Raw genomic sequence first — 23,613 nt, 5'->3', positions numbered from 1 at the left:
TGGTTCCTTCTCGATAACACGTAAAAGCGCTCCAAGAATCGCTTCTTTTGGGGCGTTTAGGGATTATTTTAAGTTGTTGCGAAAATATAACTTTTTATTGCTTTGGGCTTTTCATTTGACAATATACCTTGAGAGTTTCGCAAGAAAAAACTAAATTTGCCGCGTAAAAACAAAACTCTAAAGGGGTTAGACCGTGCAAGATTCATTAGTTACAAAAGCAGCTGACAACGTCCGTATCCTTTCTGCCGCAATGGTGCAGAAGGCCAAGTCCGGACATCCGGGTGGAGCCATGGGCGCCGCAGACGCCATCACGCTTTTGTTTGCTGAATTCTTGCGTTACGATCCGGACGATGCCAACTGGATGGCTCGCGACCGCTTCTTCATGGACCCGGGTCACATGAGTCCGCTCCTCTACTCCGAACTCGTCCTCACGAACCGCCTCACGCTCGAAGACGTGAAGAACTTCCGCCAGCTTGGCAGCCGCACTCCGGGCCATCCGGAAGTCGATGTCGCCCTCGGTATTGAAAACTCCTCGGGCCCGCTCGGTATCGGCCACGGCATTGCTCTCGGTGGCGCTATCGCTGAACGCTTCATGGTCGAACGCTTTGGCTCTATCCTCGAACACAAGACCGTCTGCCTCGTTTCTGACGGCGGTCTCGAAGAAGAAATTGCATACGGCGTGGGCCGCATTGCAGGTCACCTCAAGCTTTCGAACCTCATTTTCTTCTACGACGCAAACCAGGTCCAGCTTAGCTGCAAGACTGAAGACGTGATGGACCACGACTTCGTGAAGCAGTACGAATCCTGGGGCTTCCGCGTTATCGAATGCGACGGTTCCAACATTGCAGAACTTCGCAAGGCATTCAAGGCCGCTTGGGCTGAAACCGAAAAGCCGGTGCTCGTCTACGGTCACACCACGATGGCTAAGGGAGCAATCGCCGAAGATGGCAAGAGCTACGAAGGCGCTGTCTCTACGCACGGTCAGCCGCTCAATGCCGCAGGTGCTTCTACTTCTGCTACGGTCAAGAATCTCGGTGGCAATCCGGATGATCCGTTCCAGGTCTTTGACGATGTGAAGGCTGGCTTCGAAGCTCGCGCAAACGAACTCCGCAAGCAGGTCGCCGAATGGAAGAAGGCTAAGGCTGCTTGGGACAAGGCTAACGCCGAAAAGTCCGCTACCCTCAACGAATGGCTCTCGGGCAAGGGTCTCAAAATCGACCTCTCCAAGCTCAACATCAAGGAAGGTGTTGCCACTCGCGTCACGAGCGGTACAGTTCTTGGCTACCTCGCCGAAAATTATCACAACATCATCTGCAGCTCTGCAGACCTTTCGAACTCCGACAACACGCAGGCATTCCTCGACAAGACGGGCATCTTCCGCGCTAACGACTTCAAGGGTGCATTTGTCCAGGTCGGCGTTGCTGAACTCACGATGGGTGCCATTGCAAACGGTATCGCTCTCCACGGCGGTCTCTATCCGATTTGCGCAACGTTCTTTGTCTTCAGTGACTTCATGAAGCCGGCAATCCGTATGGCCGCTCTCATGGGCCTCCCGGTCAAGTACGTGTTCACGCACGACAGCTTCCGCGTGGGTGAAGACGGCCCGACGCACCAGCCGATCGAACACGAAACGCAGATTCGTTTGCTCGAAAGCCTCACGAAGGCTAGCGGCAAGGCCGAAATGCTCGTGCTCCGCCCGGCAGACGCATACGAAACTCTCGCTGCATGGGAAATGGCTTTTGAAAACAACGACAGCCCGACGGCTCTCATCCTCACTCGCCAGGTCGTGAACACGCTTCCGGGTGAAAACCGCTACGAAGCTGCCAAGGCTTGCCGAAAGGGCGCTTACATTGTCAGCGACAACACTGCCGCAGGCAAGAAGCCGGATCTTACTTTGGTTGCAAACGGCAGTGACGTTCTCCTCGAACACCAGGCTGCTGAACTCCTCCGCGACGAAGGCAAGTCCGTGCGCGTAGTTTCCATGATTAGCCCGGCTCTCTTCCTCAAGCAGCCGAAATCCTACCGCGACAGTATCATCACTCCGTGGACTCCTGTGTTTGCAAAGTCTAGCGGTCTTCCGCTCCTGTTCGCCCAGGTCGTGGGTGGTTTCGGTAAGGTCTCCGGTCTCGAACGCTTCGGTGCTTCTGCTCCGGCAGGCGTCCTCGAAAAGGAATTCGGTTACGTTCCGGAAGCTGTTGCTGCAGCTGCTAAGGAATACCTCGCTGAATACGCCAAGAACGTCGAAGACTTCAAGAAAGCTAACGCTTAATTAGCGAGTACAAACGAAAATTTGAAAACGGTACCTGACGGTGCCGTTTTTTTTGTTTGTAACGTTTCAAAGTCTAATGGTCTGTTTTTGTATAAAAAGAAAACACCGGCTAGTGAGCCGGTGTTCGTTTTAGAATAATTCTGTGGACTAGACCAAACCGATCGTTTCGTCGAGACCGAGCGCGATATTCATGTTTTGAATAGCTGCGCCGCTAGCACCCTTGCCGAGGTTGTCGATGATCGTCGTGACCTGCATGATGTTTTCGTTGCCGAAAACTTGGATGCGAGCGTTGTTCGTGTCGTTACAGACCGTGGGGTCCAAGCGACCGTTGAAGAGTACCGGAGCGGCTTCGTACGGCAAAACCTTCACGAACTTCGAACCTTCGTAATGCTTGGCGAGGATTTCGGTCAAGTCCTGCGGACCGACCTTCTTCGTGAGCATGTTCGGGAAGATGGCGACCGTCACGGCCATACCCTTGTAGTAGGGGCCAAGCACCGGGTTGAAGAACGGGACGTTTTCGAGTCCGCAGTACTTCTTCATTTCGGGGAGGTGCTTGTGGGCGAGCGCAAGCGCGTACGGGGCGGGAGCCATGATAGCCTTCGATTCGCCAGCCTTGTGGCTGAGGGCTTCTTCGGCTTCATATTCGGCGATGAGCTTCTTGCCGCCGCCGGAGTAACCGGTGATGCTGTAAGCGGCAAGGTTTGCGCTCTTCGGGAGGATTCCCGAGGCAACGAGCGGATGGACGCCGAGGATAAATCCCGAGGCGTGGCAACCGGGGTTTGCAATGCGCTTGCTCTTGGAAATCGCTTCGCGCTGTTCAGCAGAAAGTTCCGGCATACCGTATGTCCAAGCCGGGTTCACGCGATGAGCCGTGGAGGCGTCGATGATGCGCGTGTTCGGATTCGTGCAGAGGGCGGCACTTTCCATGGACGCTGCGTCCGGGAGGCAAAGGAACGTCACATCTGATTCATTGATCATCTTCTGGCGTTCGTTCACGTCCTTGCGGAGTTCTGGATTGATCTTGAGAATTTCCAGGTCGTTACGCTTGGCAAGTCTCTCGAAAATTTGCAGGCCAGTGGTCCCTGCTTCGCCATCTACGAATATCTTGAACATTTTTAGGTATCGGGGTTAGAGTTTAATTACTTGTTAGCGCCGCAGCACTTCTTGTACTTCTTGCCGGAACCGCACGGGCACGGGTCGTTACGACCGACAACCGGACCTTCGTGGCGGACAGTTTCCTGCTTCACGGCACGACCATCATAGAAGTACCATGCACCGCCGACCTTGTGGAATTCGCCAAGTTCGTGGTGGTTGCGGGTGATGTTGCCCTGCTTGAAGCGAGCGACAAATTCGACCCAGCCAATGTTCTTTTCTTCTTCGGTCTTGGTCTGCTTGATTTCGATGCCGAGCCATTCAGATTCACGGCTCCAAGCTTCTACGCTCGGTTCGTCAAAGTCGTCACGCTGGGTGGCTTCGAGGGATTCCTTAAGCCATGCAATTTCGTGCTTGGCGTAAGCGGTGTAACGGGAGCGCATCAAAGCTTCCGGGGACGGGGCGAGAGTTGTCTTCTTAATAATCGGTTCGCAGCAGTCGCAATATGCTTTGCCAGAACCGCACGGGCATAAATCGTTAGCCATAGTAAAATCCTTATAAAAAACTGGGCTAAAAATACAAAAAAATGGTGCGCCTGTGGAGTCTATCGCGCTTTTTTTACAAGCACAAAGTCTAGAAAAAGAGATGCCCGCTCGGAGGCGGGCATGACAGCTAAAATTACAACGGACTCAAATTCTAATAACTAAAGACCATTGACTAATGACCAAAGGCTTTACAGGCACTTCTTCATGAGCCAGAACTCTTCCTTGCCTTCGCGGCCCGGAATGCTGTTCGTGGGCTTGATGCGTTCAACAATGTCGAACACACCGTCCAGACGAGCCATGAGTTCGCCTTCACTCATGCAGTGCGGAGGGCCCTGCATGGTCTTGCCGTTCATGAGCGGGTACATGAGGCAGATGAACACGCCATCGTCCTTCATCATCTTGTAGCAGACTTCGAAGAATTCGTCGCGGCGACCCGGATGGATAGCCGAGAACGTGCCGTAGTCATAAATGATGTCGAACTGCTGACCGCCGCGCTTGGCATCCTTCGGAGAAAGGGTGAACAAGTCGAGGTCGAGGGAGCGCAAGTTCTTGTGCTTGCGGCTCAAGTGGTCCAGTTCATCAACAGCGGTCGGAGCAAAGTCGACTGCCAAAACTTCGTGTCCACGCAAAGCCCATGCTTCGGCATCGTAGCCGAACCCGGCACCTGGAATCAGCACGGAGCCCTCTGCAGGGCAGGATGGGTGCTTAAAAAATTCAATCAGGGCTGGAGTCGCCTTCTTGAAATTCCAGTAGTCCTTGCCTTCGGCATAAAGATTATCCCAGAATTCCGGGAGGTTTTGCGTTAACATTCTTTACCTTCCTTTTTGTACGCTAATTGTCCACACGCAGCAAGGATATCCCTACCGCGCGGATTGCGGATCGTTATTTGAATTTCAGCTGCTCGCACGGCGGCGAGGAAATCTTCCACCTCTTCGGGGGTGGGGGCGTGGAGCGTCGGGTCATCGCCGTCGTTTAGCACGATGGCATTTACCTTCACGCGGCGCGGGGCGCAGATGCGGATGAGCTCTTTTGCAGCCTTGGGCGTGCAGGTGATGTTCTGGATGAGCACGAACTCGAACGTCACATAATTATCGGTGCGACGGATGTATTCGTCAACCGCTTCCAAAAGTTTTTCGATAGGCCAAGTCTTGTTTACCGGCATCACGGACGAACGGTATTCGTTGTTCGTGCTGTTGAGGCTTACCGCGAGGCAGCAGGGCGTGTTCCTGTCCACGAGCTCCTTGATCTTCGGGACGACACCCGAAGTGCTCACGGTCATGCGCTTTGCGCCCATGTTGAAAAGTTTCTGGTTGTGCAGCGTGCAGCAGACGCGGTGGACGTTCTCGAGGTTGTTGAGCGGTTCGCCCATGCCCATGAAAATGATATTCGTCACCTGGGCGACTCCGCCTTCTTCGTTCATGAAGCCGTTGTCCTTCAAGTACCAGTTGACGTTGATGATTTCTTCGAGAATTTCGCCTGCTTCGAGGTTACGCGTGAATCCCATCTTGGCGGTGCGGCAGAATGCGCAGTTCATGGCGCAGCCGACCTGGGTCGAAACGCAAACGGAATAGCGACCGTTTGCCGGGATCATCACGGTTTCGATATGGTGACCGTCTTCGGTCTCAAAAAGCCACTTGACCGTTCCATCGACAGAAACAGAACGCTGGTCTTCCTTGAGACCGCAAAGCGTGAACTGTTTTGCCATTTTTTCGCGGAGGGCAGGGGAGATGTTTACCATCTCATCGTAGCTACGCACCTGCTGGCAGAATAGCCATTTTTGAATTTGGTCGGCGCGGTAGGGCTTTTCGTCAACATCCCGAAGCCAAGCTTTGAGCTCGTCGGTTGTCAAAGTTTTTATATTGCGCTGCCATTCCATATCCTGTAAAGATAGAAAATTTTAAGCTTCTTGTTAAGGGCTAAAGCCTGTCTAACCCTCCTGTCTTGCGTATGTATTCTAGCCCAAAATTCCTGTTTTCGGCGGCATTTTCTGCTGAACAATCCGTGGATGTTTCGTTTCGCTGTGCATGCCTTTGCCAAAAAAGTTGCTGGTAGATTCGGTCAAGTTCGACTGAAAGACAACTGATGCTTGTCTTCAGCGCAATTGCGAGTTGGCAGAGTGTATCTATCGATGGAATTCGCTTCCCGCATTCCAATTGCGATATGAACTGTCTAGAAATTCCTGATTCGATGGACAGCGATTGTTGCGTGTGCTGCTGTTTTTGTCGAACCGAAATTATAAGAAGCCGTATGGCTTCATGGAATAGGAGTGTCTCGTAATTCATCGGGCTATAATTTTACGAAAAAACACAAAATTTTTGTGCATGCGATAGTTTGCAAAAGACGTAAAACTTTGAAATCTTTTGATTTTCTTAAAAACATATGTCATAAAATGACGATGAGTTTTTTTCCTCGGAAAACACTTGTTTTGGCTAAAAAACGGGAATTTTCGTATCGAAAAACGAGTGAAAAATTTGGGTATCTTTTACGTTTGTATACAGAAACGTTTCATTCGTTTGTTTTTATTCAAAAAGGTTTGATTATTTTTCCGTAGGGACATATTTATCGCGCGTTGCGCAAAGGGATACGGAATGATTGATGTAAAAGGAAAATGGTGCTTGGTAACAGGTGGATGCCGTGGTGTCGGTCGTCTCATCGCTATCGAAATGGCTAAACTCGGTGCAAACCTCATTTTGCAGGGGCGCGACAAGAGCCATGCCGAAAAGGTCATTGCAGAACTTGCTCCGTATGGTGTACAAGTGAAGGCTGTGGGCTGTAATCTCGAAAACGAAGCTGAAATTGATGCTGCCCTTGCCGAAATCGATTCCTTTGGCGTACAGGTGGACCTCGTATTTAATAATGCCGGTCTCATGAGCCACTATTTTTCCGATTATACGACGAACACGATGGATGACTTCCGCCAGGCGATGGCGGTGAACTTCTTTGCGCCGATGAAAATTGTGTATCACTTTTTGCCGGGCATGATCAAGCGCGGTTTTGGTCGCATGCAGCTCACGACGAGCGGTATTGCCAATGAACCGGAACTTGCCGCTTACGCCTGTGCTAAGGCTGCTCTCACGAAGTTCGTGAAGGATTTTGCTTGCAAGCTGAACGGTACCGACGTGATGATGAATGTTATGGATCCGGGTTGGCTCCGTACGGATCTCGGTGGTCCGAATGCCCCGAACGCTCCGGAAACTGTTGTTCCTGGGGCTCTCGTGAGCGTGCTCCTCGATGACAAGAAGAGCGGTCGCTGGTTTAGCGCTCAGGATTACGTGGGCAAAAGCGTAGCTGATGCTGTAGACGCTGGTCGCAACGTCTTCGCTTAATCGTTATTAGTTTTTTGCCTGAATGGCGAATGTTTGATCCCGCATGGAATGCGGGATTTTTCTAATGCTAGATTTTCTTGATTTACAACATGTGCTGCCGGTCACAATAATGCTTTAATTTTGATACAAAAATATTTTGTAAAACTTGCGATTTTTAAAAATTTATGCTATTTTAATAAATAAAGGTTATTTTTAGCTTTTAGGGGGGATTTTGGGAGGGGAGTGGTTTTGGACCGTTATGGGATGTAAAATCCTTCGTTGCGGAGGCGTGTGGTTATGTCTGATGCTGGTGAAAAAAAGATTCCTGAGGGGATACGGAATGAATTAGAGCATTCCGAAGTTCCGCTTGCTGTCTACCGATTTGTAGATGGTCATATTCAGACTATTCTTGTTTCTGATGGACTTGTTCGTTGGCAGGCTCCTGGTTGTACACGTGAAGATTTGTTGAAGTTCCTCGATACGGACATGTACAGGGATGTCCATCGTGAAGACATTGTTTTTGTAGCGACTAAGGCTAAAGAATTTGCAAAATCCAAGGATGGTCGTTACGAGGTTGTTTACCGTCAAAAATTGTATGGCAAGGACGAATACCGTACGTTGCATGCTCAAGGTTACCATCGTGTTTTGGATGATGGCTCAGAATGTGCAATCGTTATTTATGACGATGTGACTTCCGCTTGTGAAACATGTAGAGATTTTCGCAATGAATTCGATAATGGCTTGATGGAGTTCTTGAACAATGACAGCGTAGAGCCTTTTGTCATTGTCGATGCCAAAACTCATGAAATCTATATGCTCAGTGCGTCTGTTGATAAAGTTTGGACGCCTGTAAAAGCTTTTGATTCCGGCATTACGTTTGAAGAGTATTTCTTTGACCCCAATGAAGTCCAGCTTATCACACTTGACGAGGTTCTTGAAAAAGGAGAAGTCCTTGTTCCGAATTCCCGTACCGGCGGTGACTTGATTTTGAAAGCTTCCTTAATCAAGTGGCATGGCAAGGATGCGATTTTCCATAGAATAAGCGAAAGGACGGACCGTTATTTTGATACATTGACGGGACTTCCGAATATGGAATATTGCCGCATGCGTGGCGAAAGTTATGTTACTGATATCAGGATTGCTGGCGGAACGCCTTCGGTCATATTCTTTGACATTGTCGGGATGAAACTCTACAATAACGCCAATGGCTACGGCAAGGGCGATGAATTTTTGCTCAATTTTGCGGCAACGCTAAAAAAAATATTCCCGAATAACTTGATTTGTCGCATGGCGAATGACCATTTTACGGTCGTTGCTGACATGAAAAACATCGAGAAAAAACTTTGTGAAATCCGCAAATATGTCAAGAGTGTCGTTTCCAAGATTTCGATGGATGTGAACATCGGGGTCTGTAAGATTGATGATTTTGAAACGATGGTCGATGCCTGCGAAAAGGCTAAGATTGCATGCAAGGTTCAGAAACAGTCTAGTGATAACTTTTTCCGTTATTACGATGAAGATTTGCGCAAGACGCTTGTGCTGCAGAACTACGTGGTAAACCACATTGACGAGGCTATAAATAATGGTTACATCAAGGTTTACTACCAGCCGGTGGTCCGTACGATTACGGAAACTTTCTGCGGTATGGAAGCGCTGGCCCGTTGGGTGGATCCGCAATATGGTTTTTTGAATCCGGCGGTCTTTATTGGCGCTCTCGAAGAATCTCGCCAGATCCATAAGCTTGATAGCCACGTCATTAACATTGTCTGTAAGGAAATGCGAGCGGAACTGGATGCTGGCAAACCGATTGTCCCTGTGTCCTTTAACCTTTCGCGTCTGGACTTTATCGGCTGCGATATCTTTGATGTCGTGGAACGAGCTCTTAAAAAATACAGCATTGACCGAGAATACATCCGAGTCGAAATTACAGAAAGCATCATGGCTTCGGATTCCTATGTCCAAAGCGAAATCCAGAGATTCCGTTTGGTCGGTTACGAAGTCTGGATGGACGACTTTGGCAGTGGATACTCTTCGCTCAATACGCTTAAGGATTACAAGTTCGATGAGCTAAAAATCGACATGGCGTTCCTTTCGAACTTTAACGATGCCTCTCGCACGATTATCAGTTCCACGGTTCGCATGGCGAAAAATCTTGGGCTAAAGACTCTTGCCGAAGGTGTCGAGACCAAGGAACAGATGGATTTCTTGAAGGGCATCGGTTGCGAAAAGGTCCAGGGGTACTATTACGGAAAACCTCAGCCGTTAAAGGATACCATGAAACACATGGAATCCATTGGTATGGCTGTCGAAGACCATAATGCACGTGTGGTTTATTCCAAATTGGGAAGCTTAGACTACCTTGTGGATTCTCCTAAGGGAATTCTCTCTTATAAGGATGGCTTGTTTAAGTTCTTGTTTGTGAACAAGCAGCTCGAAGAGCAGATATCGAGCCTTGGCTTTGCCCATATTGAAGATGTTGAAAAGGCTATCAATGACCCAAAGGATCCTGCATACTACACGCTGCACGAAGCTGAAAAGGCGGCTTATACGGGTCCGCGTGAAATAACGTATGCCGCTCGTGGTTCGTATGTCTTCTTGAGTGGATACCTGATTGCCGATATCGAAGGTACCCATATTTACGACATGTCGTTGCGCAATACGCATGTGAGCGCCTTTGATATCTCTTCATCGAGTAGTAAGATTACGTCGCTCCCGACAGATGCAAAGACAATCTTGCTTGCCGATACGAATCCGCAGAACCGCGCTTTCCTTGAAAGTGTCTTGAGATCGAATTACAACTTGCTGCTTGCCGAGGATGGCGAACAGGTGCTCAATTTCTTGCTGGAGTATGGTAACCGTATTTCGTTAGCGCTGGTGGATGCCGCTCTTCCGAAAATCGATGGCTTCAAGATTATTCAGAAATTCCATGGCGACAAGCATGAATTCCAGATGCCGTTTATCGTGATGACCGATAACGAAGAATTGGCAAAGGAAAGTGTCCGCTTGGGGGCTTATCAGTCAATCCTTACGCCGATTAAGAATAAGGATCAGGTCAAGTCGAAAATTGACGATGCCATCAAGAATACGGAACTGCTCCACCAGCTTGCGCTGAACTATATGGAATACGTCCCGGGTGGAGTTATCCTTTTGGAAGCTGTCAGTGGGGATATCCTGTATGTGAATGGCCGTGCGCTAGAAATCTTCGATTGCGATAACGTTGACGATTTCCGCAGCTTGGCGGGTAATAAGTTTGAGGGGGCTGTTCTTCCAGAAGATTATGCTGCCGTTGGTGAAACTCTTGAAACTCTGTTCCGGAGTAGGAGTGCTCTGCCTTCACAAACGACATACAGAGTCAGGACCAAGAAGGGATTTGTCAAACGTATTTACCATGTGGGTCGTTATTTTAGGGATACACCGTATGGACGCATTTTGTCGGTGTTTGTCTCTGAAGACGATATGGCTTTGAAAAATTACTTTGGTCGCAAGAATGCGTTCAAGATATTTATGGCGTCGGGCGAGGCTACTCATACCAAGTCGTATGAGCCGGGATACAAGGGATACTTGTTCTGGAATCTCACGAGGAATTCGCCGGTAATCAGGATGGACGGTATTTCGTATATTCCGAAAGAACTTACGGGTAAGTACACTTATGACGCCCACTTTGACTATTTGGTGAAATTGATGTCAAAGGATAGCGTCAATATTCAAAAAACGACTGCCTATACCCGTGAAAAGTTGATTCTTGCCTATGCGAATAAGCGAGCGGTCCCTTCGCTGAACTTGAATTACAATTTTAAGAATGGTTGGTTCTCCATCAAATCGACTTTTGACATGATGGCAGACCCGGATACGGGTGACGTGATTTTGAAACTCCAGAATGAAAATAATACGGATGTCGAAGCCTACAAGGAATTGACGGATGCGGTCGTTTTGAATCTGTATGACCAGATCATCTACCTCGATGGCAATACGGATAGGCTACTGAGTCTTTCTTGCCTTGAAGGTAAGCCTATGTATGTCCAAAGGTCTATTTCTGATTCGATAGAGAATCTCTGCAAGTTGTTCCAGATGCCGCTTTGCTCTGTGGAAGCGTTTATGGAACGGGCTAATCGAAATAGTGCTTCTGGTGAAACTTATGGCAGAACTCTGACGCTTGAAGATGGACATGTGAAGTTCGTTCGCGCAAAAGCGCTGTATAATGGTTCTAACAAGTACATCATTACCGTTTCGGATGTTACGCATGCCAAAAATGAATTGATATAAAGCTTTTCCTCCATGCAAAAGTCAATTTCCCGTCCTATGGACGGGAAATTTTCCGTATATTGTCACCTTTTGACATTCTACTTTTATTATATTAGTGCTCATGGTAGCACTAAACAAGTCGAAGAAAGAAATTGAGTATCTCTGTACGGAATGCGGCAATACAACTCCGAAGTGGGCTGGCAAGTGCCCGTTTTGCGGGGCGTGGAGTTCGCTTAAGGAACATGTCATTGAACGGATTACTGAAGGGGCTGGGCGCACGGGACGTGGGCTTGGCGGGCCTGTCCATAAGGTGGTGCTGCTCAAGGATGTGGCGACAGAAGATACGCGGCGCTTGAGCACGGCGAATTCGGAATTTGACCGTGTGCTTGGTGGTGGCTTTGCGCCGGGAAGCCTGGTGCTGATTGGGGGTGACCCGGGAATCGGTAAGTCGACGCTTGTGCTCACGACACTTGCGACGATGAATGCGGCGGGAGTCAAGGCTTTATACGTGAGTGGTGAAGAAAGTGCGTGCCAGGTAAAACTTCGCAGTGAACGCTTGAATGTTTCGGGGAGCGACATGATGCTCCTCTGCGAAACGAATCTCGAAAAGATTTTGGAACAGGCAAAAGAGGTAAAGCCTCAGGTTCTTGTGATAGACTCCATCCAGACTGTTTACAAGAGCGACCTTGCTGGGACGCCCGGATGTGCAACACAACTGCGTGAATGCACTTTGGACTTGATGGTTTTTGCCAAAAATTCCGGATGCATCACGATTCTCATTGGTCATGTGACGAAGGACGGTCAGATTGCTGGACCGAGAATCTTGGAGCACATGGTCGATACGGTTGTTTATTTCGAAGGCGACCGTAATCACCAGTATAGGCTTTTGCGGACTATCAAGAACCGCTTTGGCGCTACCGATGAAATTGGCGTTTTTGAAATGACGAGTCATGGGTTGAATCCTGTGCTGAACCCGAGCAAGGTCTTTTTGCAGGAGGGGGTTCCGCCGACTCCGGGGAGTGCTGTCTGCTGTACAATGGAAGGCTCTCGGGCGCTCCTGTTCGAAACTCAGGCTCTTGTGAACCAGACGAATTTTGCAGTGCCGCAGCGTGTAGCGGCAGGGATAGACCCGAAACGACTTACGATTATCCTTGCGCTTTTGGAAAAGTTCGGTGGTGTGACGATTGGCGCCTCGGATGTGTTTGCGAGCATAGCTGGTGGCATGAAGGTAAATGATGCTTCGTCGGACTTGGCGCTTGCGTTAGCGGTGGCGAGCAATCATTTGGGAATCCCGCTTTCGCGGCAGACGATTGCGATTGGAGAGCTTGGACTGTCGGGCGAGGTGCGTGGCGTAAGTCTTTTAGACCAGAGGCTCAAGGAAGCGAGCCGCCTTGGGATGACGGAGGCGGTTGTGCCGGCGAGCTGCAAGCTTTCTGAGAATATGGGTTCGATGAAGGTTGTGCGGGTTCATTCTCTGTCCGAAGCGATAAGCTGGCTCATGGACAAGAAGTAAGGCTCCTTTGACGCAAAAGGGCAAAAGAAAAGGGGCGCTCAAGTGAGCGTCCCTATATTCCGTTATTGAAAGGCTTTATTAGCGCTTTTCGCCTGGTCTAGAGAAACCGAATGCGCGCGGATCGAAACCGCTGGGGAACTTTGTTCTTTCGTTGTAGATCACGCGCTTGGCGGTGAACTTTTCAATCTTTGCACCGGTGAGGTCTGCACCAGAGAAGTCTACGTCTTCCATCTTGGTGTCGGCGTCGATTTTGACACCTTCCATCTTGGCGTTGGTGAAGGTAACCTTGATGAGCTTAGCACCAGAGAAATTTGCACCAGAAAGCTGAGCGTTGTTGAATGCAGAGCGTTCGATGGTGGAGTTTGCGAAGTTTGCCTTGGTGAGGTCTGCGTTATCAAAGATGTCCTTGAATACATAAGCACCGTCGAAGACTGCCTTCATGAGTTCAGCGTAGTTGAACACGTTCTTGCTGACGCTCGCATCGAAGAAGGAAGACTTGTTGAGCTTGGTCTTGTCGAAAGAGCTCTTGGAAACTTCGCCCTTGTCGAAGATGACGCCGTTCAAGTCCTGGTTGTTGAACTTCATGTTCTTGACCTTGGACTGGGCGAACTTAGCCTTCTGGAGCTGGGTTCTGGAGAGGTCGACATCATTGAACGTGGTCAAGGAAAGGTCAGCTTCCTGGAGGTTCACGTTGTTGAACGTTGCACCGTCGAAGTCAGCCTGAGAAAGACCTGCCTTAGCAAAGTTTACGTTGTTGAGCTTCACACCGGAGAAGTTTGCAGCGATGAGGTTGCAAGCTGTGAAGTCCGTCTTTTCCATGGTGGTCTTGCGGAGGTCGCTGTTAGCCATCAAGGAACGGGAGAAGTTCGTGTTGGTGAGGTTTGCCTTGCTGAAGTCAGCACGGGTAAGGTCCATGTCCATCACAGATGCCTGAGTGAGGTCTGACTTGCTGAAATCGCATTCGTCAGAGACCTTCATAGCGTCAAGACGAGCACTCTTGAGGTTTGCCTTCGGGAATTTGCTATCGAGAAGCGTTGCACGATAGAGGTTTGCGCCTTCGAGGTTTGCGCCTTCAAAGTTTGCAGAACGGATGTCTGCACCGCTAATCGTTGCGCCCTTGAGGTTTGCCTTTTCGAAGTTGGCTCCGCTAATCACAGCATTGCGGAAAGAGACTTCGGGAAGGTTTGCTTCTTCGAAGTCCGGAGATTCACCGGCAGAGCGCTGGAAGTCCGTAACGCCCTTGATGGCCCTTGCCTTCTGGAACTGGTAGTTGTCGATACGCTTGTCACGGAAGGAGGTGTTCAGGTCCTTACCTCTGAAATCCTGTGCTGACACGTTGAGCGCGAGAGCACCAAGGAGGCAGAGACCAAATTTATAGACGTTCTTCATATTCATAGTCAAATTCCCTTTATGAAAAAGTAAATCAAATAACGGATAGCCCTAAAATAACTAAAAAATTTGCAAAACTAACAACTAAAAATAAAAAGTGACCAAATAAATACTAATTTTACGTTGAAATGACTTGTTTTCGTTCAAATTCTTACAAAGTGGTGATCTGCGGGGCAGGTCCGGCCGGTCTTATGGCTGCTTACCAGCTTGGAAAATTGACGGGCGGTGCTGGACAAATCCTGCTTTTGGACAAAAAGGAACCCTGGAAGGAACCTATTTTTTGTGCCGAAGCAGTATCGACCCATCGTTTGAACGATTTGTGGCCTATTGATGAATCTTGGGTGCGTGGAAGCCTTTCGGGTATCTATTTTACGTCGCCTAAGGGTTATAAGGCTGAATTTTACAGCAAGGACTGCGGTCGTCTGCTCGATCGTTCGAAATTCCACCATGCGATTGCCGATGCTTGCGTCGAAGCGGGCGTGGAATGCCGTTTTGATGCGCTTGTGAAAAGCATCGAAAAGGCTGAAAAAGGCTGGAATTTGAATGTCCAGGTGGGCGGAGAAAAGTTTTTGCTTTCGGCTGAGGCTTTTATTGATGCCAGTGGTCCTGGCTGTCGCCTGACGCGTGGTATTCCGTGCCTTGAAGGGATTGAATCGGGTGATACTGATTTGGAACCGGGCATTTTTGCTGTGGCTGAAGGTATTGAACACGAACGTGACCATATCGATTTGCTTTACGGAAGCGAATTTGAAGGCGGTTACGGTTGGATTTTCCCGCGTGATGGCAAGGAAGTGAATGTCGGTTTTGTGCTTTCGAAGGATGCAAAGCCGGATATGCCTTTGCGTGAAAAACTCAAGCATTTTATTGCGACGCATTACCCGAATGCCAAAATCAAGGCGATTTATGGTGGCATGATTGCCTGCGGGCAGTCTGATAAGCCACTTGCCAAGTGTGGTCTTTTTAAGGCGGGCGATGCGGCTAGTTGCGTGAATCCGTTGAGCCGTTCGGGAATTGTTGAAGCGCTCCTTAGCGGAAAGATTACTGCAGAAGCGGTTCATGAATGGCTGAATGCAACGGACGATGGCGCTCGTGCCCGTATTGAAGCTTCTGTCCTTGATCGTTGGATGGCTAAGCTCGGAAAGTCTCATTTGCAAATTGCGAGAGCAAAGCCCGGGCTTGCAAAAATCAAGGATGAACAGTTTGACAAGGCGGCTATGCGCCTCTCGAAGCTCCCGCGTGAAAAGCAGACTCTACTTAGAATTTTCTGGGCGGTGCTTTGGTCTTGCCCGTCTGTAATTTGGAAAATGCGTTCTTTTTTGCATTAGTATGATTATGTCTGAAAGTATTGTTGATCGTCAAGAAAAGATTAGAGCAAAATTTGCATCGTTCACAGACCCGGATGACAAGTGGAAATTCCTCTTGGATTTGGCTCGTGAACACAAGGGAATGGACGCCTCCCTCAAGGCAGAAAAGTTCATTATCCAGGGCTGCGCCTCGACAATGTATCTGGTGCCGAAGTTTGATGGTGCAAAAATTCATTTTGAGATGGATGTGGAAGGCGGTACGACGAACCCGCTGATTAGCCGTGGTCTCGGTGCGCTTGCCTTGCAGATTTTCAACGACATGGCTCCTGCCGATATCCTTTCGGTGGATCCGACGTTTTTCCAGAAGATTGGACTCAATGTCGGGCTTTCGCCGACGCGCTCGAACGGTTTTGCGAGCCTTTTGAAACAGATTTATTTATACGCACGCGTCTTTGACGCAATTTCAAAAAAATAGGACGACTCTATGTTTAGTTTCTTGAATGGAAAAAGCCCGTTTGACGAGGCTGAAGAAAAACTGGAAGCCGGTGAAACAATCAATGGTAGACCGAAGCTTCCGCAGGCGCCGATTATGGGCTGGCAGGACGGTGTGTTCTTGCTCGTACTCATCGGTTTAATCGTAGGTGGTTATTACTACTACCAGTATGCTAAGCAAAAAAGTGCCGATACATTTGCTAAGTGCGACGCCTTGTTTGTAGCTGCAGAAACGGATGCGGCAAAGTATGTCGAAGCTGAATCTTGCTACAACGAAACCTGGGATTTGGGTTTTGTGAGCGATACTATGGAAATCCTCCGCCAGAACCGCTTGGGTGCTATCGAAGACTTGCGCAACCAGCAGAAGGACTTGTATGCCGACGCCATGGGCGCCATGGCTGCTCGCGATACCGTTGCTGCATACAACATTGTGAAGGAATACAAGGGCCCGATGCTTTTGAATCAGGGTGACCGCAAGGATTGGAACAACATTGCCGAAAACGAAGCTGTCAAGGCTAGTGTTGCTGCTGCCGCTGCTCGCGCCGATTCGATTGCTAGAGAAAAGGCAATTGCGGATTCCTTGGCTCAGGTTGCTGCTGAACTCCGCGCAAAGGCTGTTGCCGATTCTATTGAAAAAGCGAACAAGAAACTTGCTCGTAAGGGTAAGCGCAAGAAGGCGCAATAAGTTTTAGTCTGTAGTCAATGGTCATTGGTCAATAGCATTTCTAATAACTAACGACTAATGACCAACGACTGTTAATGTAATTTCGCGTTCGGTCTCGGATACGATTTGGATTTTAACGACGTGGGTGATGCCTGCGTCGTTTTCTTCTAATCGCTCGGGCCATTCGATGAGGCTGATGCCGCTTTCGAGATAGTCCGGATCCATGCCGACTTCATAAAGGTCTGCACCGCCTTCGAGACGGTACAGGTCGAAGTGGAAAATGGGCGGGTTGTTCGGGTATTCGTGGAGGATGGTGTAGGTCGGGGAGCAGACCGTGCCTTCGAAACCGAGCCCTTTGCAGATGCCGCGGCTGATGACGGTCTTGCCTGCGCCGAGGTTCCCGTAGAGGGCGACTTTGTCGCCGACCTTGAGTTCCTTCGCAAAACCAAGCGCCCAGTTGTATGTGTCTTGTTCAGAATGGAATAGCATAATGAAATGGAGTTGTTAGTCAATGGTCGTAGGTCTGTAGTTTATATTTGGCGCCTATGGCGCGATTATGCGACTAAGAACTAATGACTACTAACTAATTACTGTGGCGTTGTCAATTACAATTTCTCTTTAAACTGCTCGTACGTGAATTTGTGCAGTAGGTGGAACTTGCCGTTTTCGTCGAACTTGCCGATGCTCGGGTGACGTACACCGTTGAAGAACGTGGTCTTGACCATGGTGTAGTGGATCATGTCTTCGAAGATGATGCGGTCGCCGACCTTGAGCGGTTCGTCGAACGAGAAATCACCGAGCTGGTCGCCGGCGAGGCAGGAGTTGCCCGTGAGCTTGTAGGTGTGAGCCTTTTCGCCCGGGAATGCGGCGCCGATGATGTTCGGGCGGTACGGCATTTCGAGGCAGTCCGGCATGTGGGCGCTGATGGAAACGTTGAGTATTGCGATGTCCATTTCGTTGTGGACGATGTCGCCAACGCTTGTGACGAGTTCACCGGTCTGCCAGCCGATGGCTTCGCCCGGTTCCATGATGACCTGCAAGTGCGGGTAGCGTGCGGAGAAATCCTTGAGGATGCGCACGAGTTCATCGCGGTGGTAGTCCTTGCGGGTGATGTGGTGACCGCCGCCGAAGTTCACCCACTTCATTTGCGGGAGGTACTTGCCGAAGTGACGCTCGAATGCGGCGAGAACGCCTTCGAGAGCGTCGGCGTCTTGTTCGCAAAGCGCGTGGAAGTGGAGTCCGTCAATGCCATCGAGGAGTTCGGGCTTGAATTCCTTTTCGGTCACGCCGAGGCGGGAGAACTTGCCGCAGGGGTTGTAAAGGTCGGTTTCGACTGTCGAAAATTCCGGGTTCACGCGGATGCCGGCACTCACACCGTGGGCAAGCGTCTTGTCCTTGTAACGCTGCCACTGCGAAAAGCTGTTGAACGTGATGTGGTCCGCTGCATCGAGGATGGCGTCGATTTCGTCGTCTTCGTAGACGGGTGCAAAGACGTGGACTTCCTTGTTCATCTCTTCGCGCGCGAGGCGGGCTTCGTTGAGGCTAGAGGCGGTGGCGCCGGCGAGGTATTCGCCGATGAGCGGGAAGGAACGCCAGAAGCTGTAACCCTTGAGAGCGCAGATGATTTTGACGCCGGTCTTTTTCTGGATATCGTCGAGGATTTCCATATTGCGGCGGAGACGCGTTTCGTCAAGTACGAAACAGGGACTTGGAACTTGAGAATAGTCGAGCATGGTGGGAAAGATAGAAATTATTGTCTTGTCGCTCAAATGCTTTTTTGTATTATTCAGATGTATTGAATCGGAGCTTTTTATAAATTTGTTGAAATTTTCTATGGTTGTTTTTGAATAATTGGAGGTTCGCTTGCGTCGTTTATTGATTGGTTTTATTGCGTTGGTGATTTTGATTGTGTTGCTGTGCGTGGCGACGCTTTGCTTTGGTGCGGTGAACATTCCGTTTTCGTCGGTGGTGCAGGCGCTGTTTAGCCCGGGTGCGGATGTTTCGTCGAACATTTTGTGGAACTTGAGAATCCCGCGAATGATTGCCGCGATTTTGGCGGGTGCGTCGCTTGCGGTGTCGGGCTTGTCGCTACAGACGGTGTTCCGGAATCCGCTGGCGGGACCGTTTGTACTTGGCATTAGCAGTGGTGCTAGTTTGGGTGTGGCGCTTGCGCTTTTGGCGGGAATTGGCTTTGGTAGTGTCGGCGTGTTGGGCTCGGCGGCGCTTGGGGCTTTGCTTGTGACGCTTGTCGTGATGTTTGCGGCGACGCGTTTTGCGCAGACGGGCGTGCTTTTGATTGTTGGACTTTTGACGGGCTACTTTATCGATTCAATTGTGAGCGTCTTGATTGCAGGGAATTCTTCGGAATCGCTGCGCGTTTATGTGGCGTGGGGCATGGGTAGCTTTGGGCGCGTGACGCTCGGTGATGTCTGGATTTTTGTGGCGGCAGTGCTTGTGGGATTGGTGATGATAGGCGTTTCGCTGCGGTACTTGAATGCGGCGCTTTTGGGCGATGATTTTGCACATGGGCTTGGGTTGAACGTGAAGCGTTCCAAGATTTGCGTGTTGCTCGGGGCGAGCCTTTTGGCGGGTGCTACGACAGCGTTTTGCGGGCCTGTCGCGTTCATCGGAATTGCGGTGCCTCATTTAGCTTATCTGCTTTTCAAGACGACGAACCATCGCGTACTTTTGCCCGGGGCCGCGTTGTGCGGTGTGGCACTTGCGCTTTTGGGCGGGCTCTTCCCGGCTTCGGTGCCGTTGAATGCTGTGCTTTCGCTGGTGGGCGTACCTGTGATTTTGTGGGTGCTTGTGCGCGGTTCCGGTGCGCGTCTTTAGGGGGCTTTTATGACCAGTGTTGAATCGCAGAACATTTTGCTGGAATGTAAGGATTTGCTTGTCGGCTATGGTAAAGCGCTCCCGTCGATGAAATTCCCGTTTGATTTTTCGCTTGCATCGGGAAATGTTGTAGCTTTGATGGGCGAGAATGGTTGCGGCAAGAGTTCTCTTTTGAAAACGTTTGCAGGCTTACTTGCGCCGGTGGCAGGCGAGGTTTCGCTTGAAGGGAAATCTCTTACGGAATGGGCGCCTCGTGAACGTGCTCAGGAAATCTCGCTTGTTCGAATGTCGAGTGCGGTGCCCCCGCGAATGAGCGTGAGTGAATTTGTGCGCTTGGGACGTTCGCCGTATTCTGGAATTTTTGACAGCCGCACAGAAGAAGATAATCGCATTGTCGAAAATTCGATGGCGCTTTTGGATGTGGCAAATTTTGCAAATCGCCCGATTGCAGAATTGAGCGATGGTGAACGCAGCCGCGTGTTTTTGGCAGAGGCTGTGGCGCAGCAGGTGAAAATCTTGTTGCTCGATGAACCGAATGCGTTTTTGGATATTCCGCGTAGCCATGCGCTTTTTAGGTTGCTCAAGAAAATCGCCGTGGAACGCCAAATGGGCATTGTTGTTTCGACGCATTCCGTGGAATACGCGGAACGCTATTGCGATAAGATTATGGTTGTAAATGGCGGAACGGTAAAGGTGGCTTCGGCTGCGGATGCTCGAAAAAATGGACTTTTAGACTGGACGGAAATATGCGACGCTCTTTGATTTTATTTTACGCTATTGGTGTGTTTTGTGTTGCGCTATGCTTGTCATCGTGTGCGGGTAACCGGAGTACGGCAGGTTCATCGGAACAAAAGCATTTCTTTTGGAAAGTGTCCGATGAGAATTCTTCGGTGTGGGTGCTGGGGAGTATCCATTTGGCGGATTCGACTTTGTACCCGCTTGCTCCTGTGATTGATTCTGCGTTTGCACGTTCGGATGAGCTTGCCGTCGAACTCAACATGAACGATGAAGAAGTCGTGAAGGAGATTGGCAAGGAATCGGTTTCGCAGGGAATGCTTGAAGATAGGTTGCTTCGAGATATTCTGCCGCCAGAAATGTGGAAGTCTTTAGATAGCCTTTGTGCGGCCTGGGATATTCCTATGGTGGTGTTTGAAAAAATGCGCCCCTGGCTTGTAGCGACAACGCTTAGTGCGTATGCATTTGAACAGGCCGGATTGAATCCTGAATATGGGATTGACTATGTGCTTTTGGATAGAGCGGCGTCAGATGGCAAGGCCATTGTCGGCTTGGAAACTGCAGAAGAACAGATTGGCGCGCTTGCAGATACGACGGAATCGGATTCGGCGGGTGTGTATTACTTAAAGACGACTTTACGTGAAATTGCAGATTTTGAAACGCTTGTGGGTAATTTGATTCATGCCTGGAAAACGGGTGATGACGATTTATTGCGTAGCTTGTTGAACAAAGATGATGAAGAAGACGAAAGCGATGAATCGTTGTCTAGCGATCAAAAGTTCAAGGATGGTTTTGAACAACGTGTTTATGTGAATCGCAATGCCAAAATGGCGGAATCAATTGCGACTTTCTTGCGCGAAGATAGAAACGTTTTTGTTGTGGTCGGTGTAGCGCACTTGGCGCTTGAAAAAGACAACGTGATTGATGCGCTTCGCAAGCGCGGTTTTAAGATTGAACGTTTTTAACGCTTAAGCCGAGTCGTGTGAGTCGGTTGTAAAGGGCTGTGCGGTTCATACGGAGCCGTTCGGCGGCAAGGCTTACGGAACCATCGCAATTGCGGATGGTCGATTTCAAAAATTCTCGTTCTTCGTCGAGCTGCAATTCGCGAAATTCTTCGTAATTGCTCGCGTTGAATGCTTTTATGGCTGCGCGATCTGCACTTGTGAAACTCACTGAATTGTTGTCGGAATTTTCGTCAATTTGCAAATCTTCAGCGCGTAAAACGCCTGGGTCGGTAAAGCAGAGGGCGCGCTGGATGACGTTTTCGAGTTCGCGAATGTTGCCTGGCCAGTTGTGATTCTGGAGCTTTTGCAACGCTTCAGGCGAGAGCGTATAAGGTTCGCCTGCAGGCGAGTACTGGCGGATAAAGTAATTCGCCAAGTCTTCGATGTCTTCTTTGCGGTCGCGGAGCGGTGAAAGCTGCATCGGAATCACGTTCAGGCGGTAATAAAGGTCTTCGCGAAAACGCTTCTCGCGAATTTCTTCGCGGAGGTCGCGGTTTGTAGCGGCGATGATGCGCACGTCGATGTGTCGCGTCTTGTTTGCACCGATGGGGCGGATTTCGTGATTCTGGATGACGCGCAAAAGCTTGACTTGAGCGTGGAGCGGCATGTCGCCGATTTCGTCCAGGAAGATGGCGCCACCGTTTGCATCTTCGAAAAGACCGATGCGTTCGTTTTGGGCGCCTGTGAATGCTCCGCGCGTGTGACCGAAAAGTTCACTTTCGAAAAGTGATTCCGGAATGGCGCTGCAGTTGACAGTGACGAATTTGTCGTAAACGCAGGCGATAGCTCTTGCGACCAGGTCCTTGCCAACGCCCGATTCGCCTTGAATAAGGACGGGGCCTGTGTGCAAAATGGCGCGTTCTACGTTCTTGCGGAGGCGCTGCATGGCATCGCTTTTGCCAACGAGGTGCGACATTCTTTCGCGGAAAATGCGCTTTGCGTTGTAGATTTCCTTGAGCCTCGCAATCTTGCTCATCAAGTGGAGGCGAAGTGCTTCGACGGAGAGAATCGTGTCGTAGAGTTTGCTTGAAACTTCGGTGTAGCTTTCGGGAGATTCCGCGTAGGCGAGAATCATGGAATCTGGGCTAAAGTCGCGAAGTCTCGAAAGCAGTTCTGCGTTTTTTGCAGTGAAAGAATCAAGGTCCCAAATGACGATGGGCGCGAGTGGAAAACGCAAATTTTCTGCGATTTCGGGTGCCTCGTCGCTTGTGGGAGTGTGGACATCGACGGTGTTATCCACAGAAGAAAGGACGTCCAAGATGAACGAGGACGTCGAAGTTTCTTTTGTGAAAAAGTCGATGGACGGGCGCACTTGTTACTTGCCCAATTCCTTGCTGCGGTTTGTGCCGGCGACAACAGCCTTGATAAGCGTGCTGCGGAATGCGCCTTCTTCGAGGGCGTCGATGCCTGCGATTGTCGTGCCTGCCGGAGAGCAAACCATAGCGCAGAGGTCGCTCGGGCTCTTGCCAGACTGCTTGACGAGTTCGACGCTGCCTTCGATGGTGCCGAGGGCGAGCTTCAAAGCGACATCGCGGGTAAGACCAGCCTTTACGCCGCCGCGGGTAAGACCTTCGATGAATTCAAAGACGTAAGCAGGGGCGCTGCCGGAAAGTCCGGTCACGGCGTCGATGAGGGATTCTGCAACGCGGCAGGTCACGCCGATGTTGCCAAAGATTTCTTCGGCGAGCTTGAGCGTTTCTTCGGAGACGCCGTCGGTGGCAAGGCCAACGGAGCCCTTGCCAACAGTGAGCGGCAAGTTCGGCATCACGCGGAGCACCTGGTTCTTTTCACCGAGCACTTCGATGAGGCTCTTGCGGGCAACACCTGCCATGATGCTGATGAACGTCTTTTCGCTCTTGAGAGCGGATGCGGCTGCCTTCCATTCGGCGGCGACGAGCTTGAAAATCTGCGGCTTGACGCAGAGGAACGTGACGTTAGCCTTTTCGATGCCTTCGGCAAAGCTCTTGACGCGGACGCAACCGAGGGCGCTCACGGCTTCGGCAGCCTTGTCGCTCGGGTCAAAGAAGAAAATGTTCTTGGCGTCTGTGCCTGCGTTCAAAAGACCGCGGAGGATGGCTCCGCCCATGTTACCAGTACCGGCAAAGAAAATCGTAGTGTTCATTTTTATTCCTTTTTAAAATTTCGTAGTAAACGTAAAAATATTTTCGATGTCCAAATGGCGATGCCGGAACAAAGTCCGGCATGACAGGGGATAAAAAGGCGA

The 23,613-nt window shown here is 50.0% G+C and carries 20 protein-coding genes; 10 read left to right on the top strand and 10 right to left on the bottom strand.

The genetic code is table 11. From position 1 onward, the window contains the following. The first annotated feature begins 193 nt into the window (after window positions 1-193). Complete coding sequence (locus tag B9Y77_RS05445) at window positions 194-2,269, top strand: transketolase family protein (protein ID WP_085490760.1); 2,076 nt, start codon at window positions 194-196, stop codon at window positions 2,267-2,269. A 147-nt stretch (window positions 2,270-2,416) separates the two neighbouring features. Here B9Y77_RS05445 and argC read toward each other — a convergent pair whose 3' ends face one another. The 5 genes from argC to B9Y77_RS05420 all read right to left on the bottom strand — a co-directional run bounded on the left by argC (window position 2,417) and on the right by B9Y77_RS05420 (window position 6,188). Beyond that, complete coding sequence (gene argC / locus B9Y77_RS05440; protein WP_085490759.1) at window positions 2,417-3,382, bottom strand: N-acetyl-gamma-glutamyl-phosphate reductase; 966 nt, start codon at window positions 3,380-3,382, stop codon at window positions 2,417-2,419. Window positions 3,383-3,408: 26 nt separating this feature from the next. Then, window positions 3,409-3,906 (bottom strand): YchJ family protein, encoded by a 498-nt coding sequence (locus B9Y77_RS05435; RefSeq protein WP_085490758.1) that lies wholly within the window; start codon window positions 3,904-3,906, stop codon window positions 3,409-3,411. A 188-nt stretch (window positions 3,907-4,094) separates the two neighbouring features. Continuing rightward, window positions 4,095-4,715 (bottom strand): methyltransferase, encoded by a 621-nt coding sequence (locus tag B9Y77_RS05430; protein WP_073423141.1) that lies wholly within the window; start codon window positions 4,713-4,715, stop codon window positions 4,095-4,097. Continuing rightward, a complete protein-coding gene (gene rlmN, locus B9Y77_RS05425; RefSeq protein ID WP_012820178.1) occupies window positions 4,709-5,782 on the bottom strand; it encodes a dual-specificity RNA methyltransferase RlmN in 1,074 nt (357 codons plus the stop codon). Before rlmN ends, B9Y77_RS05430 begins: the two co-directional genes overlap by 7 nt. Window positions 5,783-5,822: 40 nt before the next feature. Next, window positions 5,823-6,188: a helix-turn-helix domain-containing protein gene (locus B9Y77_RS05420; protein ID WP_085490757.1), complete on the bottom strand. Its 366-nt coding sequence runs from the start codon at window positions 6,186-6,188 to the stop codon at window positions 5,823-5,825. 306 nt (window positions 6,189-6,494) lie between these two features. On the opposite strand from B9Y77_RS05420, the gene B9Y77_RS05415 reads away from it, so the two are divergent. From B9Y77_RS05415 to radA, 3 genes are all read left to right on the top strand, one after another. Then, window positions 6,495-7,232: an SDR family NAD(P)-dependent oxidoreductase gene (locus B9Y77_RS05415; RefSeq protein WP_085490756.1), complete on the top strand. Its 738-nt coding sequence runs from the start codon at window positions 6,495-6,497 to the stop codon at window positions 7,230-7,232. Between the two features lie 276 nt (window positions 7,233-7,508). Beyond that, entirely contained in the window at window positions 7,509-11,474 is a 3,966-nt protein-coding gene (locus tag B9Y77_RS05410; protein WP_085490755.1) for an EAL domain-containing protein, read from the top strand. Window positions 11,475-11,574: 100 nt separating this feature from the next. Beyond that, window positions 11,575-12,966 carry a DNA repair protein RadA gene (gene radA / locus B9Y77_RS05405; protein WP_073423136.1) on the top strand — a complete coding sequence of 464 codons (1,392 nt, stop codon included), beginning with the start codon at window positions 11,575-11,577 and terminating at the stop codon, window positions 12,964-12,966. A 78-nt stretch (window positions 12,967-13,044) separates the two neighbouring features. Here the strand turns inward: radA and B9Y77_RS05400 are convergent, their stop codons facing one another. Continuing rightward, window positions 13,045-14,361 (bottom strand): pentapeptide repeat-containing protein, encoded by a 1,317-nt coding sequence (locus tag B9Y77_RS05400; protein WP_085490754.1) that lies wholly within the window; start codon window positions 14,359-14,361, stop codon window positions 13,045-13,047. Between the two features lie 122 nt (window positions 14,362-14,483). Between B9Y77_RS05400 and B9Y77_RS05395 the strand changes: the two genes are divergently transcribed. The 3 genes from B9Y77_RS05395 to B9Y77_RS05385 are packed head-to-tail and all read left to right on the top strand — an operon-like array spanning window position 14,484 to window position 16,836. Next, entirely contained in the window at window positions 14,484-15,680 is a 1,197-nt protein-coding gene (locus B9Y77_RS05395) for an NAD(P)/FAD-dependent oxidoreductase (protein WP_085490753.1), read from the top strand. Between the two features lies 1 nt (window position 15,681). Further along, entirely contained in the window at window positions 15,682-16,134 is a 453-nt protein-coding gene (locus B9Y77_RS05390; protein WP_254899927.1) for a SufE family protein, read from the top strand. A 9-nt stretch (window positions 16,135-16,143) separates the two neighbouring features. Then, window positions 16,144-16,836, top strand: coding sequence for a hypothetical protein (locus B9Y77_RS05385; RefSeq protein ID WP_085490752.1), 693 nt, complete (start codon window positions 16,144-16,146; stop codon window positions 16,834-16,836). Window positions 16,837-16,890: 54 nt separating this feature from the next. Here B9Y77_RS05385 and tsaE read toward each other — a convergent pair whose 3' ends face one another. Both tsaE and nspC read right to left on the bottom strand, forming a co-directional pair. After that, a complete protein-coding gene (gene tsaE, locus B9Y77_RS05380) occupies window positions 16,891-17,304 on the bottom strand; it encodes a tRNA (adenosine(37)-N6)-threonylcarbamoyltransferase complex ATPase subunit type 1 TsaE (protein WP_073423128.1) in 414 nt (137 codons plus the stop codon). Window positions 17,305-17,420: 116 nt separating this feature from the next. Next, on the bottom strand, window positions 17,421-18,548 hold the full coding sequence (gene nspC, locus B9Y77_RS05375; RefSeq protein ID WP_085490751.1) for a carboxynorspermidine decarboxylase: 1,128 nt from the start codon (window positions 18,546-18,548) through the stop codon (window positions 17,421-17,423). A 130-nt stretch (window positions 18,549-18,678) separates the two neighbouring features. Here nspC and B9Y77_RS05370 point away from each other — a divergent pair, with 130 nt between their 5' ends. The 3 genes from B9Y77_RS05370 to B9Y77_RS05360 all read left to right on the top strand — a co-directional run bounded on the left by B9Y77_RS05370 (window position 18,679) and on the right by B9Y77_RS05360 (window position 21,350). Beyond that, on the top strand, window positions 18,679-19,650 hold the full coding sequence (locus tag B9Y77_RS05370; RefSeq protein WP_085490750.1) for a FecCD family ABC transporter permease: 972 nt from the start codon (window positions 18,679-18,681) through the stop codon (window positions 19,648-19,650). 9 nt (window positions 19,651-19,659) lie between these two features. After that, a complete protein-coding gene (locus tag B9Y77_RS05365) occupies window positions 19,660-20,412 on the top strand; it encodes an ABC transporter ATP-binding protein (protein WP_254899926.1) in 753 nt (250 codons plus the stop codon). A gap of 107 nt (window positions 20,413-20,519) precedes the next feature. Further along, window positions 20,520-21,350, top strand: a complete 831-nt coding sequence (locus tag B9Y77_RS05360; protein WP_176221714.1) for a TraB/GumN family protein — start codon at window positions 20,520-20,522, stop codon at window positions 21,348-21,350. On the opposite strand, the gene B9Y77_RS05355 is transcribed toward B9Y77_RS05360, so the two are convergent. Then, a complete protein-coding gene (locus B9Y77_RS05355) occupies window positions 21,331-22,701 on the bottom strand; it encodes a sigma-54 interaction domain-containing protein (protein ID WP_085490748.1) in 1,371 nt (456 codons plus the stop codon). The two genes, B9Y77_RS05360 and B9Y77_RS05355, sit on opposite strands and share 20 nt — an antisense overlap. Window positions 22,702-22,704: 3 nt before the next feature. Beyond that, the gene (gene proC, locus B9Y77_RS05350) at window positions 22,705-23,511 is read right to left on the bottom strand and encodes a pyrroline-5-carboxylate reductase (protein WP_014547045.1); all 807 of its coding nucleotides are present in this window, start codon (window positions 23,509-23,511) and stop codon (window positions 22,705-22,707) included. Window positions 23,512-23,613: the final 102 nt, after the last annotated feature.

The organism is Fibrobacter sp. UWB13, from assembly GCF_900177805.1.
GTDB lineage: Bacteria > Fibrobacterota > Fibrobacteria > Fibrobacterales > Fibrobacteraceae > Fibrobacter.
The sequence above is the reverse complement of the archived record's forward strand: the minus strand, read 5'-3'. Positions and strand labels throughout refer to the sequence as shown.

What these genes read in the sequence shown, in the direction of transcription:
- argC (WP_085490759.1), bottom strand. Translation starts at nt 3,382, where the DNA reads ATGTTCAAGATATTCGTAGATGGCGAAGCAGGGACCACTGGCCTGCAA.
- B9Y77_RS05435 (WP_085490758.1), bottom strand. Translation starts at nt 3,906, where the DNA reads ATGGCTAACGATTTATGCCCGTGCGGTTCTGGCAAAGCATATTGCGAC.
- B9Y77_RS05430 (WP_073423141.1), bottom strand. Translation starts at nt 4,715, where the DNA reads ATGTTAACGCAAAACCTCCCGGAATTCTGGGATAATCTTTATGCCGAA.
- rlmN (WP_012820178.1), bottom strand. Translation starts at nt 5,782, where the DNA reads ATGGAATGGCAGCGCAATATAAAAACTTTGACAACCGACGAGCTCAAA.
- B9Y77_RS05420 (WP_085490757.1), bottom strand. Translation starts at nt 6,188, where the DNA reads ATGAATTACGAGACACTCCTATTCCATGAAGCCATACGGCTTCTTATA.
- B9Y77_RS05415 (WP_085490756.1), top strand. Translation starts at nt 6,495, where the DNA reads ATGATTGATGTAAAAGGAAAATGGTGCTTGGTAACAGGTGGATGCCGT.
- B9Y77_RS05410 (WP_085490755.1), top strand. Translation starts at nt 7,509, where the DNA reads ATGTCTGATGCTGGTGAAAAAAAGATTCCTGAGGGGATACGGAATGAA.
- radA (WP_073423136.1), top strand. Translation starts at nt 11,575, where the DNA reads ATGGTAGCACTAAACAAGTCGAAGAAAGAAATTGAGTATCTCTGTACG.
- B9Y77_RS05400 (WP_085490754.1), bottom strand. Translation starts at nt 14,361, where the DNA reads ATGAATATGAAGAACGTCTATAAATTTGGTCTCTGCCTCCTTGGTGCT.
- B9Y77_RS05395 (WP_085490753.1), top strand. Translation starts at nt 14,484, where the DNA reads ATGACTTGTTTTCGTTCAAATTCTTACAAAGTGGTGATCTGCGGGGCA.
- B9Y77_RS05390 (WP_254899927.1), top strand. Translation starts at nt 15,682, where the DNA reads ATGATTATGTCTGAAAGTATTGTTGATCGTCAAGAAAAGATTAGAGCA.
- B9Y77_RS05385 (WP_085490752.1), top strand. Translation starts at nt 16,144, where the DNA reads ATGTTTAGTTTCTTGAATGGAAAAAGCCCGTTTGACGAGGCTGAAGAA.
- tsaE (WP_073423128.1), bottom strand. Translation starts at nt 17,304, where the DNA reads ATGCTATTCCATTCTGAACAAGACACATACAACTGGGCGCTTGGTTTT.
- nspC (WP_085490751.1), bottom strand. Translation starts at nt 18,548, where the DNA reads ATGCTCGACTATTCTCAAGTTCCAAGTCCCTGTTTCGTACTTGACGAA.
- B9Y77_RS05365 (WP_254899926.1), top strand. Translation starts at nt 19,660, where the DNA reads ATGACCAGTGTTGAATCGCAGAACATTTTGCTGGAATGTAAGGATTTG.
- proC (WP_014547045.1), bottom strand. Translation starts at nt 23,511, where the DNA reads ATGAACACTACGATTTTCTTTGCCGGTACTGGTAACATGGGCGGAGCC.